Here is a 13,803-nt window from a genome sequence, read left to right as displayed (position 1 = left end):
GCACTCCCCACGAGGGCTACAGCCCGATTCATCAAAATTCCTGAGGGAGTTTGAATACCGCCACCGCCTGCACCAGCTCTCGAGCCTCACCACTCAAATTGCCGGCAGCAGCGGCCATTTCCTCGACCAGAGCCGCATTTTGCTGCGTGGCCTGGTCCATCTGGTTGACTGCCTCACCCACCTGGGAAACGCCGGCGCTCTGCTCGGCGCTTGCGGAACTGATCTCCCCCATGATGTCAGTCACCCGGCGGATGCTGGACACCACTTCGCCCATCGTGTTACCGGCCTGATCGACCAGGGCGCTGCCCTGCTCCACCCGCTCCACACTGGCTGAAATCAACGCGGTAATCTCTTTCGCCGCTTGCGAAGATCGCCCTGCCAGGCTACGTACCTCGCTGGCCACAACCGCGAAGCCACGGCCCTGCTCGCCCGCCCGAGCCGCTTCCACTGCCGCGTTGAGCGCCAGAATATTGGTCTGGAAAGCGATGCCATCGATGACGCTGATGATGTCGGCAATCTTCTTGGAACTGTCGTTGATGTCTTTCATCGTGTGCACCACTTTGGCGACCACTTCACCGCCCCGTAGTGCGACGGCAGATGCACTCTGTGCGAGTTGGTTGGCCTCCAGCGCGCTGTCTGCGTTCTGCTTCACCGTGGCACTCAGCTGCTCCATCGACGAGGCGGTCTGCTCCAGCGCACTGGCCTGGCTTTCGGTGCGGGCCGACAGATCGGTGTTGCCCTTCGCAATCTCCGAGCTTGCAATCGCGACCGCTTCGGCGCTTTGGCGGACGTTGCGTACGACATTCGCCAAGTCGGTGCTGATGCCATTGATACTGGTGGCCAAGTCCGCCAATTCGTCCTGTGATGTCACGGCTATGCGCTCTGTCAGATCGCCACGTGCAATGGCCTTGGATGTTTCCACCGCACGCTGAATGGGCCGCACCACGATCTTGCCGATCAACGCTTGCGACATGGCGGCGGATAACAGGATCAGCAAACCGCCGGCAACAATGAAGCCAATAGTCAGTGTGCGAACTTCTTGCGTTAGCTCGTCCGAATATGCGCTGCCGACAACAATCCAGTCCCAATTGGTCACATAGGTAAACGCAGCAATTTTTTCTCGCTCGTCCGCACCAGGGTCGTTGGGATTGCGGTAGCCGTATGTGGTGACTCCCTCCTTTTGGTTCAGTATGGTTTTTATGTAGGTTCGACCTTGGGAGTCTTTTTCTTCCAACACGTTCTTTCCGGCGGTAACCGGGTGCACGACCATGGAACCGTAGCCGCTGCCGGGCTTGGCATCCAGGATGAAGAAGTAGCCGGTTTTACCGATTTTGAGATCCGATACTGTCTTGCGCAGGTTGGCCGAAAACTCAGAAAAATCCAGCCCAATGAAGCTGATACCCACTATTTGCTGCTTGTCATCCAGCAAGGGTTCGTAATGGGTCATGTACTGGCGGCCAAAGAGTTTGGCAAGCCCGGTAAAAGGCTTGCCCGAACGTATGGCCGCGTATGCCGGGTGCGCGTGGTCGAGCGAAGTGCCCACAGCCCGTTCGCCCTTTTCGTTCTTGACAGACGTCGTGACGCGAACGAAATCCTCGCCTGATTTGACAAAAACTGTGGCCACGGCGCCGGTAGTCTCGGTAAATCGGTCGACGATGCCAAAATTCATATTGATGGGCTGATCGCCCACCAAAAGGGCTGGCGTCTTCTTGCCCTGGATGTCGATCTCCATGTCAGGTTTGATCTGGATAGGGCCTTGCAAGCCCTTGCGGAAACCCTGGGCGAATATCTGCACCCGGCCCCGCAAATCGCGATCGGTTGAATCGATGAGCCCGGCCAGCAGCTTGGCGCTCTCTTGCACGCCGGCTTCCACTTTTTGCTCGATCAGCCGTGAGGTCAGAACCGAACTTGTAACAATGAATCCACCCAGAATAAGGGTGAACAGTGCCAAAGAGGCAACAGAAAGTTTGGAGCCCACGCGCTGCATCAACATGAAAATTCTTTCGCATAACAACCGGGAACCCATCGGGAAATAAACCCTTGAGAGCGGCACAACCGCAGTATGGCGCTGCGTTTTTCACCGGACAGCCTGAATTGTCCGGTGGTTATCCTCGAATTCAGTCAATCAAATGATGGGCAATGGCTATGGGTCCCATAGTGGCTGCTGGACAACAGGTTACGCTCCGCTGGCACGCACACCCGTCAGCTCAAAAGTCTGATCAGTGAATCCGGATGGATGCCCAAGCCCATCAGGCCCGACAGGCCCATCAACACGCCAAAGCCCGACGGCACGAGGGCCAGGCCAAACAACCACGGCAGTTGGGTCAACGATGCCACTGCCAACAAAGAGATGGCAATGGCGATCAGCGCATCCGACAGGTCAAACTGGTCGTCCTTGAAATTGAGCGCGTCGTAGGTCGCCTGCGCTTTCTCGGCCAGAACTTTTAAGTCGTCCTTTTTCTTGTGCTGCTCCGCCGCCAGTTGTTCGTAGGCCGCGATCTGCGCCTGGTACGCCGCCTCCATCTTGGGCGCAGCGGCAGCGGCCTGCAGCCGCAACTGGGTCAGCGTGGACTTGGCGATTTCTTCACGGACGTTGCGCGCCTGGTAAAACTGCCAGTGATCCAGCTTGTCGGCCTGGGCCTGCTGCATGGCTTGGACAATGTTGTCGTCCTTGACCTTGCAGATGCCCATGAAGGTTGCCAACAGGGCCACGGTAATGGCGACTGCCGGGTTGAGCCAAGCCCGTTTGGCTGCGGCGGCAGTTTCGGCTTTGGCGGCTTCCACCGCACTCATAGGGTCGATGTCCATGGGTGATTCCTTGTGGTTCAAAAACTGGTCGCAAGCATAACCACAACTGCCACCGCCATGACAGCCGTTGCGGCCCAGCCAAAGCAGCGGTGTCGCAGCGTGATCGTGTATTCGCCCATCAGCCGCTCGGACTGCCCTATCCACATCAGCACCGCCATGATGGGCACCGAGATCACGCCATTGACGATCGCACTCCAGACCAATGCCTTGAGCGGGTCCAACTCCAGATAGCCCATCACCGTGCCAATGCCGGTGGCCGCGACGATGATCAGGTAGAAGCCGCGTGCCTCGCGAAAGCCTTGGGACAGCCCGGCCTTCCAGCCATACAGCTCGCTGACCGCGTAGGCCGCCGAGCCGGCCAGCACCGGCACCGCCAGCAAGCCCGTGCCGATGATGCCCAGCGCAAAAATAGCAAACGCGAATTCGCCGGCCACGGGCCGCAGCGCCTCTGCAGCCTGCGCTGAAGTCTGGATGTTGGTAATGCCCTGCATGTTCAGTGTGACCGCCGTGGCCACGACGATGCACAGCGCTATCACGTTGGAGAACGTCATGCCCACCACCGTGTCCTGCTTGATGCGGGACAAGTGTTCTGCGGCATATTCGGGGTGCAGCCGTAGCGCCTGCGCTTCCGGGCGGCGGTGGTTGTCTTCTACTTCTTGCGAGGCCTGCCAGAAGAACAAATAGGGGCTGATCGTGGTGCCCAGCACGGCCACCACCATGGACGCGTAATCTTTCAGCGAAATATCTTTAGGTACAAAAGCCCATGGGCGCACCGATTCGGACAGCGCCTGGCGCCACGGCACATTCACGGTGAGGATGACTGCTACATAGGCAAACAAGGCCAGCGTCAACCACTTGAGGATACGCACCGAACTCTCGTACGAAAAAAACACCTGCATGGCGATGCACAGCACGCCAAAGCCCACCACATACAAGGGCTGCGAGCCACCGGCGAACAACCGTGCGGCCTCACCCATGGCACCAATGTCAGCCGCAATGTTGATGGTGTTGGCCACCACCAAAAGGGTCACCAAGGCCGTGGTCAGCCAGCGCGGGCACATCTTGTTGATATTGGCCGCCAGGCCTTCACCCGTGACCCAGCCAATGCGGGCCGACAGCATCTGGATGCCAATCATCAGCGGCGTGGTGATCAGCAGTGTCCAGACCATCGAGAACCGGAATTGCGAACCGGCTTGCGAGTAGGTGGCAATGCCGCTTGGGTCGTCATCCGCCGCACCGGTGATCAGGCCAGGCCCGAGTCTGCGAACAAATGCTTTTGCTTTTTGGGTCACCATAGCTATTCCCCTTGCGCCCTTGCTTGCATGCATACGCACGCAAAGGCCGTGACGCCCATCGGAGCGTCTGTTTTTTTAAACCTGGGGGTGACCGCGGTACCTGGATCGTTAAGACCCAAGAGAATTTGCGCATCGCCTGCCAGGCACTTCTAGCATGTAAGCCTCCGTGCCGACCGGGATACGCCTGCCAAACAAAACTATGTTGAGACGCTAATCCGTTGCGGGGGAGGCCTGGAACTGTCTGTGTTCATAGAAAAGGCCCGTTGTGAATAACGGCCGGAGTATAGCGAAGTGCCCCGGCCCTGGGTGGGCCTGGGCGGACCTGGTTTGTAAACCTGGGGTAAAGCCCATAATTGCGACACCGTAGGCATTTGCAACCCTAGAATTCACCGACCCTTAAAAAATCGGACACATCCAGATGAAACGCATACTCTTAGCAAGTTTTCTAGTCCTTGGACTACTCGCCAGTGGTTGTGGCGGCGGCGGCGACTCGCCCCCGCCCGCACCCGTCGCAACAGGCCCCACGACGCTGCAGATATCCGATACGGTGGCGGGTTCCGGCACCAGTGCAGCAGCGGGTATGACCATTACAGTCCATTACACCGGCTGGCTGTATGACGCGTCAGCCCCCAATTTTCGCGGCGCACAGTTCGACACATCGGTAGGCAAAGCCCCCTTCTCGTTCAAGCTGGGCGCGGGTCAAGTCATACAGGGCTGGGACCTGGGGGTAGCTGGCATGCGGGTCGGCGGCTCCCGTACGCTCATCATCCCCAGTGCATTGGCTTACGGTAGTGCGGGGGTCAGAGGCGCCATACCGCCGAACGCGGCCCTGGTGTTTACCGTAGAGCTGTTGGTCGCCCAGTAAACAACGGGCGCCTCAGGTCAAGGGCGGAGTGGAGGTCAGCACCTCTTCGATGACCGTCTGACCTTCGGCCACACGCAGCGCACCGGCCAGCCGCAGCGGACGCATGCCGTCTGCAATGGCCTGCTTGCGCAGTATGTCGATACTGGGGTCGGCGGTGACCTTGGCCTTGAAGGCATCCGACACGACCAGCAGCTCGTACAAGCCCATGCGGCCCATGAAACCAGTCATGCGGCAGTCCACACAGCCCACAGGCTTGTAGGGTTTGTAGCCACCGTTGATGTTCCAGGGCTTGATCATTTCGGTCAACGCATCGCGGCTGGCTTCTTCGTCGCGAACCTTGCAGTTTTTGCACAGCGTGCGCACCAGACGCTGGGCCAGAACGCCCAGCAGCGTGGCGTTGATCAGGTATTGCGGTATGCCCAGCTCCATCAGGCGCGTGATGGCCGATGGCGCGTCATTGGTGTGCAAAGTGGAGAACACCAGGTGGCCCGTCAGCGCGGCCTGCACCGCCATTTCGGCTGTTTCAAGATCGCGGATTTCGCCGACCATGATGATGTCCGGGTCCTGGCGCATCAGTGCGCGCAGGCCCTGCGGGAAACCAAAATCGAGCTGCGGCTGCACCTGGGTCTGGTTGAACGAGGCCTCGATCATTTCAATCGGGTCTTCCACCGTGCTGACATTGACCTCTTCGGTCGCCACGCGTTTGAGCGTGGCATACAGCGTCGTCGTCTTGCCGGAGCCGGTAGGTCCGGTGACCAGGATGATGCCGTGCGGCCGCTTGACCAGCCCCTCCCAACGCGGGCCATCGTGGCTGGAAAAGCCCAGCGCCTCCAGATCCTTGACGGTGTTGTCGGGGTCAAAAATCCGCATCACCATTTTTTCGCCAAAGGCGGTGGGCAACGTGGATATCCGCATTTCGACCTCGTCACCACTGGGGTTGCGGGTCTTGATACGGCCGTCCAGCGGGCGGCGTTTTTCAATCACGTCCATGCGGCCCAGCAGCTTGATGCGCGCCGTCATCGCATTGAGCACGCCCATCGGCATCTGGTAGACCTGGTGCAACACGCCGTCGATACGGAAGCGGATCACGCCCTGTTCGCGCCGGGGCTCCAAGTGGATGTCACTGGCCCGCTGGTCAAAGGCGTACTGCCACAGCCAGTCCACGACCTGCACGACGCTCTGGTCGTTGGCATCCAGCTGCTTGTTGGACTTGCCCAGTTCCACCAGCTGCTCGAAGCTGGCACCGTTGTTGACGCCGGACTTGTTGGCGGCCCTAACCGATTTGGCCAAGGCATAAAACTCGGCCGTGTAGCGGTGTATCTCTTGTGGGCTGGCCAGCACGCGGCGCACGCTGCGGCGGGACTGGCGCTCTACCTCGGCCACCCAGTCCACGATGAAGGGCTCGGAGGTCACCACCGTAATCTCGCTGGCGTTGATGGCCACGGTCAGGATGCGGTGGCGCTCGGCATACATGGCACCCATGGCGTCGGCCACCTTGCTGACGTCGACCTTCAGTGGGTCGATACGCAGATAGGCCATACCTGTACGCTCGGCCAGCCACTGGGTCAGCAGCTCGATATCCAGCAGCTTGTTGTCCGAGGCGCGGCGCATGGAGACGGCGGTCAGGCGCACCAAGGGGTGCTGCACGCTTTCGGCCTGGGCGCAGCGGGCGATCGTTTTGCTGGCCTGTTCTTCGGAAATCACGCCGTCTGCGTGCAACCACTCGACCAACTGCCGCCAACCCAGAGGCCCGGCGTGCGCAGTCTTGGCTGGGGGATGGGGATGTGTTTTAGTGTTCATGGTGTCACCGGTTTAAAGACGCGAACCCACTTGTCAGCTGGCAGGCCCCATTGGCGCAGTATGGTGTCGGCACGCTCCATCAGCACGGCGCGCGTAGGGCGCAGCGGTGTGCGCTGGGCCAGCACCACGGTGTTGCCCTCGCGCGTGGCCTTGAAGGCCCACAGCGCATCGCTGCCAAAAGCGCTGGCCATATTGTCCACGCTGCGCTGGAAGCTGGAGGAGCGACCGAACAAGTTGACCGTCATGCAGCCGTCATCAGTCAATGCTTTGCGGCAGTCGGCATAAAACTCGGCACTGTCCAGCACCGGACCTGCGGCCTCCTGGTCGTACAGGTCCACCTGCAGGGCGTCGACCGCGCCGAGCCAGCGGGGTTGTTTGATTTCCTGCTCGGCATCGGCCAGTATGACCTGCAGGCGGTTGTCATCCTGCGGCAGCTTGAACCAGCCGCGGCACGCTGCAAGTACCTGGGGATTGAGCTCTATCGCCGTCGTTTTCATGCGCAGAATTTTGTGACAAAACTTGGTCAACGACCCGGCGCCCAAGCCCAGTTGCAGCGCTTGGCGTTTGGACACGGCGCTAGGGTCTACAAACAGCAGCCAGGCCATCATGCGCTGAATGTATTCGTGCACCAGCACGGTGGGGGCGTCGATCAACATGGAGCCCTGGATCCAGATGCTGTCCAGGTGCAGGTGGCGTATCGGGCCTTCGTCGGAAAAATTGACTTCGGGTAGCGTGGGCGATTCTTTGCGGGCCATGGACGTATTCACAATCAGTGCTGGGTTTCAAAAGCAGCTTGGCGTACATCTCGTGCATGGTGCAGGATACGAACCACCACTATGCCGTCTGTGGTGACTGTGTAATACAGAATGTATGTGGTAGTTGTCGGCCAGCTGCGAACACCGTCTGCCAACTCAGGACGTGCACGTCCCATCAAGGGTTGTGTCGCGAGGATATTGGCTTCGCGTTCGATCGCATCGAGTACACGGTCTGCAGCCTCCAGGTTTTCTTCAGCGATAAAGAGCCAGGCTTCCAGTAAATCGGTCTGTGCGCTGCGCGCAAACAGGACGGCAGCCATTATTTGTTCGATCTCGCCTTCAGCGTCGCTCGACCTTTCTCCTTGATGGATGCTATGTCCATCGATTCGACGCGGCCCGCCTGCACATCAGCCAAGCCTTGGGCAATATCCGCCTTTAACGCCAGCAAGCTCGAGGTCTGTACCGACTGGTAAGCCTCAAACAGTCGCAACGCTTCACGGATCACTTCGCTGGCAGAGCCGTAGAGTCCAGACGCAACATGCTCACGCACGCGCGTTTCCAATTCGATGGGCAGCGATATATTGAGCGACATAGCTTACTCCTGTGAATGGCAGACTTTGCCATTTTATGCCGTATCGGGTTAAGCCACCATCTCTACTCTAACGCCACAACAGCACACCCAAACGCGGCAAAGCACCGCACGCATTGGCCATTGCGGCCTGCGCGAGTGCGTCCACTGAAATGCCACGCAACTGCGCCACCACAGCGGCAATGCGGGGCAATTCGCCCGGTGCATTGCGGCCCTGCCCTACCCCGGTCTGGCGCTCACTAGCCGTGGTGTAAAGCCAATGCGGCGGAATGTCGGGGGCATCGGTCTCCAACACGATGGACTCCAGCGGCAGCGTCTGGGCCAGGTGGCGCAGCTGCAGCGCGCGCTCAAACGTCACAGCGCCACCAAAACCCAGCTTGAAGCCCAGCTTGATGAACTCGCGGGCCTGTATTTCGCTGCCATTGAAGGCATGGGCGATGCCGGACCAGGCCGGCCCGCTGTGGGCCAGGTCGCGCAGGTGCTTGAGCACGCGGTCGGCCGAGCGGCGCACGTGCAGCACCACGGGCAGGCCGAACTGGCGCGCCAGTTTGAGCTGTGCGCGGTAGATCTGCTCTTGTTGTTCGCGCAGCGGGCTTTGCGACAGTTCGGGCACAAAGTAGTCCAGGCCGATCTCACCCACAGCCACGAGACGTGGATCGGCATGGTGGGCCTGCAGCTGGGTTTCCAGCGCAAGCAGATCCTCCACTGTGGCCCGCTGGCTGCAAAGCGGGTGGATGCCCAGGCAGTAGCTGTCGCCCCCAGCGTGGGCCAACGCGCGCACGGTGTCGAAATTGCTGCGCTCCACGGCTGGTATCACACAATGGGCCACGCCGGCGGCGTGGGCGGCGGCGCGCACCGCTGAGCGATCAGCATCGAACTCTGGCGCGTCCAGGTGGCAGTGGGTGTCTATCCAGACCATGGTCGCCCAGGAAGGGGAGTGCTCAGGCTCCTGCGAGCGCCAAGCGCCCCGACACCAGCGTGAGCTGCCGGCTGCAACGCGCTGCCAACGTGGCATCGTGCGTCACCAGCACAAAGGCCGTTCCGTGTTCGCGGGCCAGCTCCAGCATCAGGTCGAAAACGCCATCGGCCGTGCTGCGGTCCAGGTTGCCGGTGGGCTCGTCGGCCAGCACACAGTCGGGCTGCGTGACCAACGCGCGGGCGATGGCGACACGCTGGCGTTCGCCGCCCGACAGCTCGGCAGGACGGTGGTGCATGCGGTGTTCCAAGCCCACGCTTGCTAGCATTTTCATAGCTGCTTGCGCGCACTGGTCGGGGGCTAGACGCCGAATCGTCAATGGCATGGCGACGTTGTCCAGCGCGCTGAACTCAGGCAGCAGGTGGTGAAACTGGTAGACAAAGCCCAGGTGCAGGTTGCGCAGCCGGCCCTGCTCGGCCGCGCTCTGGCTGGCCAGGTCTTTCCCGTGCAGGTGCACGGTGCCACTGGTGGGGGCGTCCAGCCCGCCCAGCAAATGCAACAGCGTACTCTTGCCGGAGCCGGATGCACCGACGATGGCCAGCGTTTCGCCGGCGCGCACCTGCAGGTCGACGCCGTGCAGCACGGTGACATCCAGGCGGCCTTCGCTGAAGCGCTTGGTCAGGCCCTGGGCTTGCAGCACGACCTCTCCCGCGCGCACGGGCTCCGGGGCAGCCCCTCCCATTCCAGCAACCATGCGGTAATGCGCGGCGCCAATGGCCGCCGGAACAACAACGGAATCACTCATAACGCAGGGCCTCGGCGGGGTTGACGCGGCTGGCACGCCAACTGGGGTACAGGGTGGCCACAAAGGCCATGATCAGCGCGATGATGGCGATCGGCAAAATGTCGGCCTGCTGCGGTTCGCTGGGCATGCGGCTGATCAGGTAAATGTCTTTGGGCAGGAAGGTGGCGCCCAGCACATGCTCCAGTGCCGGCACGATGACATCAATATTGAATGCCACACCCAGCCCCAGCAGCAGCCCGGCCAGCGTGCCGATCACGCCCACCATGGCCCCCTGCACGACAAAGATGCCCATGATGCTGCCCGGGCTGGCACCCAGCGTGCGCAGGATCGCGATGTCGGCGCGCTTGTCGGTGACGGTCATTACCAGCGTGCTGACCAGGTTGAAGGCGGCCACGGCCACGATCAGCGTCAGGATGATGAACATCATGCGCTTCTCGACCTGCACGGCGGCAAACCAGGTGCGGTTCTGGCGGGTCCAGTCGCGGATATAGAGATCACCCGTCAGGCTGCGGCTCAGCTCGTCGGCCACGCGGCGGGCGTCGTGCAGGTTGCGCAGCTTCAGGCGCACGCCGGATGGGCCTTCGAGCCGGAAAACCTTGGCAGCGTCATCGACATGGACCATGGCCAGTGCCGAGTCGTATTCAAAGTGGCCGGAATCAAAAGTACCGACGACTGTCATCTGCTTGAGGCGTGGCACCACGCCGGCCGGTGTGACCTGGCCGCTGGGCGAAACCAGAGTGACCTTGTCGCCCCTGCGCACGCCCAGCGATCGGGCCAGCTCGCTGCCCAGCACCACACCAAACCCACCCGGCAGCAGCTGGGCCAGCACGGCGGCCTGGGCGCCGCTGGTCAGGTCGGTCACGGCGGGCTCTTGGGCCGGATCCACGCCTCGAACCATTACGCCCTTCATGTCCTCACCCCTCGCCAATAGGGCTTGTGCTGCTATGAAAGGTGCAGCACCGATGACCTCGGGGTTGGCGCGGGCCTGGCGCAGCGTCAGCGCCAGATCTGGCAAGGCCTGGCCGCCCTGGGCATAGACCTCGATGTGGGAGACGACGCCGAGCATGCGGTCCCGCACCTCTTTCTGGAAGCCGTTCATCACGCTCAGTACGATAATGAGTGCTGCCACGCCCAACGCGATACCGAGCATGGATACACCCGAGATGAACGAGATAAAACCGTTGCGCCGGGTGCTGCGTCCGGCCCGCGTGTAGCGCCAACCGATGATCAACTCATAAGGAAATTTCGACATTCCCGGATTGTGGCATCCATGCGGGACAATCTAGCCATGCACCTGTTTATTTCCCATGCGGCCCCGACGGGCCCAAACTGCCAAGCCGCCATTGCCGAACTGAGCCTGCCCAACCTGAATGAACTGCTGGGTCAGCTGACGCCAACGCCACCCATGCTGGGCTCACCCGACACTTTGACGCCCCTGGCCGAGCGCATCCGCGCCAACGGACTGGGCCTGCAGGGACCGGACGGTTTGATACCCTGGGCCGCCACCGATGCGCAGCATTTGGGCCTGACCAAGATCCACGGCGACGCCGGGTGGGCCTGGATCACGCCCTGCCACCTGACCCCCCAGTCCAACCAGGTGCGTATGGACGACCCGAACGAGCTGCACATCAGCACGCCAGAGTGCGAGACGCTCCGCAGCGCGATGAAACGCTATTTTGAAGAAGACAAGATCACGCTGCACCCGCTGACCAACGGCACCTGGCTGGCCTTTGGCGCTATCTTCAAGGACCTTCCCACCGCATCGCTGGAGCGCGTGGCCGGCAACAGCATAGATGCGTGGATGCCGCAGCAAGAGCATGCCAAGCACCTGCGCCGCCTGCAAAACGAAATGCAGATGCTGCTCTACACCCACGCCGTGAACGACAGCCGCACGGCCCGCGGCCTGCCGACGATCAATGCGTTTTGGATCAGCGGCACCGGCACCCCCAGCCCCGCCCCCACCAAGCCTCCGGTGCGCATGGACTACCTGGACAATCTGCGCAAGGCCGCCCTGCAGGATGACGCCCATGGCTGGATGCAGGCCTGGCAGGAACTGGACAGCACCCGTCTGGCCGAACTGCTGCGCAGCATCAAGGCCGGCAAGGCTGAGCAACTGACGCTGTGTGGCGAACGCACCGCCGTCACGCTGGAAACGCAGGACAAGCCCTGGTGGGGTCGCATTCAGCAGCGCTTCTCCACCGCGTCATCACAGCAACTCTTGCAGACACTGTGAACATCATCCCCCGCGACATCCCGCCGCGCAGCGTGTGGGTGCTGGAGCAGGCTGGCATACACCCGCTGCTGGCCAGGCTGTACGCGGCGCGCGGGGTTATCGGCACCGAAGAGCTGGACGATGCATTGGCCAAGCTGCTGCCACCTTCCACGATGCTGGGCCTGCCGCAAGCCGCCACGCTGCTGGCCGACGCCATTGCACAGAACAAACGTTTGTGCATCGTCGCCGACTACGACTGCGATGGAGCCACCGCCTGCGCGGTCGCCATGCGCGGCCTCAAGCTGTTGGGTGCCCAGCACGTGGCCTATATCGTTCCGGACCGCATCGTCGACGGCTACGGCCTGACCGCGCCGATTGCCCAGCGCGTCAAGGACAGTGGTGCCGATGTGCTGATCACCGTGGACAACGGCATTGCCAGCATGGACGGTGTGGCGCATGCCCGTGCGCTGGGCCTGCAAGTGCTGGTCACCGATCACCATCTGCCTGCAGCCGAATTGCCGAATGCTGATGTCATCGTCAACCCGAACCAACCGGGTTGCAGCTTTGCTAGCAAGTCCATTGCCGGCGTGGGTGTGATGTTCTATGTGCTGATGGCCTTGCGCGGTGAACTGCGTGCACGTAGTGTGTTCGATGCCGCGACGCAGCCCAAGCTCGACGTGCTCTTGCCGCTGGTTGCCCTGGGCACGGTCGCCGACGTTGTCAAACTCGACGCGAACAACCGCCGACTGGTAGCCCAAGGACTCAAACGGGTTCGAGCCCTCGCCATGCCTAGCGGTCTAGCTAGTCTTTTTGTAGCATCTGGCCGCTCCGCCCCAATCGCCACCACCTTCGACTTTGGCTTTGCACTAGGCCCGCGCATCAACGCAGCTGGCCGCCTGAGCGACATGACGCTAGGCATTGAATGCCTGCTGACCGACGACCCGGCCCGTGCCGACGAGCTGGCCAAGACGCTGGATGGCATCAACCGCGAGCGTCGCGTCATTGAAGGCGACATGCGCGAGCAGGCCATGCTGATTGCCGAGTCGCTATTTGACGAGGGTGATGAAGCACCGCCCGCCATTTGCGTCTTCGATCCCGACTTCCACGAAGGCGTAGTCGGTATTGTGGCCAGCCGCATCAAGGACAAGCTGCACCGCCCCGCCTTTGTGTTTGCGGCCAGCGCTGCACCCGGCAAAGAGCACGAACTCAAAGGCTCCGGCCGCTCCATCCCCGGCTTCCACCTGCGCGACGCCCTGGACCTGGTAGCCAAACGCCACCCCGGCGTGCTGCTGCGCTTTGGCGGTCATGCGATGGCGGCCGGTTGCACCATCCACGAAGACGGCCTGGACACGTTTGAACAAGGCCTGATCCAGGTCGCGCAAGAATGGCTGGACGCCGCCACGCTGACCCGCCGCCTGGAAACCGATGGCCCGCTGAACCCAGAGTATCGCCGCGTGGACCTGGTCGATACCTTGCACAAGGAAGTCTGGGGCCAGGGCTTTGCAGCACCAACCTTCAGCGAAGAGGTGGAAGTGTTGTCGCAGCGCCTGGTCGGCGAAAAGCATTTGGCGCTGAAACTCAAACACCAGGGCCAGCCGGTGGACGGCATCTGGTTCGGCCATACCCAGCCCTTGCCCGCGAAAGTCGTCCTCGCATTCCGTTTGGATGCCGACGAATGGAATGGTGTGCGACGCGTCCGTTTTCTGGTCGAAGGCGCGCAGAGCTAGAAGCCTGGGCGGCAGAGCGTTTTGCGCAGGT

The 13,803-nt window shown here is 61.5% G+C and carries 13 protein-coding genes; 3 read left to right on the top strand and 10 right to left on the bottom strand.

Features of this window, described 5'->3' with window-relative positions:
- Positions 1-31: 31 nt before the first annotated feature.
- The 3 genes from AC097P_RS09400 to AC097P_RS09390 form a co-directional block, all read right to left on the bottom strand.
- Positions 32-1,993, bottom strand: coding sequence for a methyl-accepting chemotaxis protein (locus AC097P_RS09400; protein ID WP_479610129.1), 1,962 nt, complete (start codon positions 1,991-1,993; stop codon positions 32-34).
- Positions 1,994-2,202: 209 nt separating this feature from the next.
- Positions 2,203-2,808, bottom strand: coding sequence for a DUF4337 domain-containing protein (locus AC097P_RS09395; protein ID WP_479610128.1), 606 nt, complete (start codon positions 2,806-2,808; stop codon positions 2,203-2,205).
- A gap of 17 nt (positions 2,809-2,825) precedes the next feature.
- Positions 2,826-4,103 (bottom strand): NRAMP family divalent metal transporter, encoded by a 1,278-nt coding sequence (locus tag AC097P_RS09390; RefSeq protein ID WP_479610127.1) that lies wholly within the window; start codon positions 4,101-4,103, stop codon positions 2,826-2,828.
- Between the two features lie 418 nt (positions 4,104-4,521).
- Between AC097P_RS09390 and AC097P_RS09385 the strand changes: the two genes are divergently transcribed.
- Positions 4,522-4,968, top strand: coding sequence for an FKBP-type peptidyl-prolyl cis-trans isomerase (locus AC097P_RS09385; RefSeq protein ID WP_479610126.1), 447 nt, complete (start codon positions 4,522-4,524; stop codon positions 4,966-4,968).
- A 12-nt stretch (positions 4,969-4,980) separates the two neighbouring features.
- Here AC097P_RS09385 and tfpB read toward each other — a convergent pair whose 3' ends face one another.
- The 7 genes from tfpB to AC097P_RS09350 form a co-directional block, all read right to left on the bottom strand.
- Positions 4,981-6,768 carry a type IV pilus assembly ATPase TfpB gene (tfpB, locus tag AC097P_RS09380; protein ID WP_479610125.1) on the bottom strand — a complete coding sequence of 596 codons (1,788 nt, stop codon included), beginning with the start codon at positions 6,766-6,768 and terminating at the stop codon, positions 4,981-4,983.
- Positions 6,765-7,523, bottom strand: coding sequence for a class I SAM-dependent methyltransferase (locus AC097P_RS09375; protein WP_479610124.1), 759 nt, complete (start codon positions 7,521-7,523; stop codon positions 6,765-6,767). Before AC097P_RS09375 ends, tfpB begins: the two co-directional genes overlap by 4 nt.
- A 14-nt stretch (positions 7,524-7,537) precedes the next feature.
- Positions 7,538-7,843 carry a type II toxin-antitoxin system RelE/ParE family toxin gene (locus AC097P_RS09370; protein ID WP_479610123.1) on the bottom strand — a complete coding sequence of 102 codons (306 nt, stop codon included), beginning with the start codon at positions 7,841-7,843 and terminating at the stop codon, positions 7,538-7,540.
- Positions 7,843-8,115, bottom strand: a complete 273-nt coding sequence (locus AC097P_RS09365; RefSeq protein WP_479610122.1) for a type II toxin-antitoxin system ParD family antitoxin — start codon at positions 8,113-8,115, stop codon at positions 7,843-7,845. Before AC097P_RS09365 ends, AC097P_RS09370 begins: the two co-directional genes overlap by 1 nt.
- 67 nt (positions 8,116-8,182) lie before the next feature.
- Entirely contained in the window at positions 8,183-9,031 is an 849-nt protein-coding gene (locus tag AC097P_RS09360; RefSeq protein WP_479610121.1) for a TatD family hydrolase, read from the bottom strand.
- Positions 9,032-9,053: 22 nt separating this feature from the next.
- Positions 9,054-9,782 (bottom strand): lipoprotein-releasing ABC transporter ATP-binding protein LolD, encoded by a 729-nt coding sequence (gene lolD, locus AC097P_RS09355; RefSeq protein ID WP_479610431.1) that lies wholly within the window; start codon positions 9,780-9,782, stop codon positions 9,054-9,056.
- A 43-nt stretch (positions 9,783-9,825) separates the two neighbouring features.
- Positions 9,826-11,085, bottom strand: a complete 1,260-nt coding sequence (locus AC097P_RS09350) for a lipoprotein-releasing ABC transporter permease subunit (RefSeq protein ID WP_479610120.1) — start codon at positions 11,083-11,085, stop codon at positions 9,826-9,828.
- 18 nt (positions 11,086-11,103) lie between these two features.
- Between AC097P_RS09350 and AC097P_RS09345 the strand changes: the two genes are divergently transcribed.
- A complete protein-coding gene (locus AC097P_RS09345) occupies positions 11,104-12,066 on the top strand; it encodes a hypothetical protein (RefSeq protein WP_479610119.1) in 963 nt (320 codons plus the stop codon).
- On the top strand, positions 12,063-13,772 hold the full coding sequence (gene recJ, locus AC097P_RS09340) for a single-stranded-DNA-specific exonuclease RecJ (protein ID WP_479610118.1): 1,710 nt from the start codon (positions 12,063-12,065) through the stop codon (positions 13,770-13,772). The genes AC097P_RS09345 and recJ overlap by 4 nt, the downstream gene beginning before the upstream one ends.
- Positions 13,773-13,803: the final 31 nt, after the last annotated feature.

It is taken from the genome of Rhodoferax sp. ZS1R8, from assembly GCF_056521325.1.
This window is presented reverse-complemented; position numbering and strand designations above follow the sequence as displayed.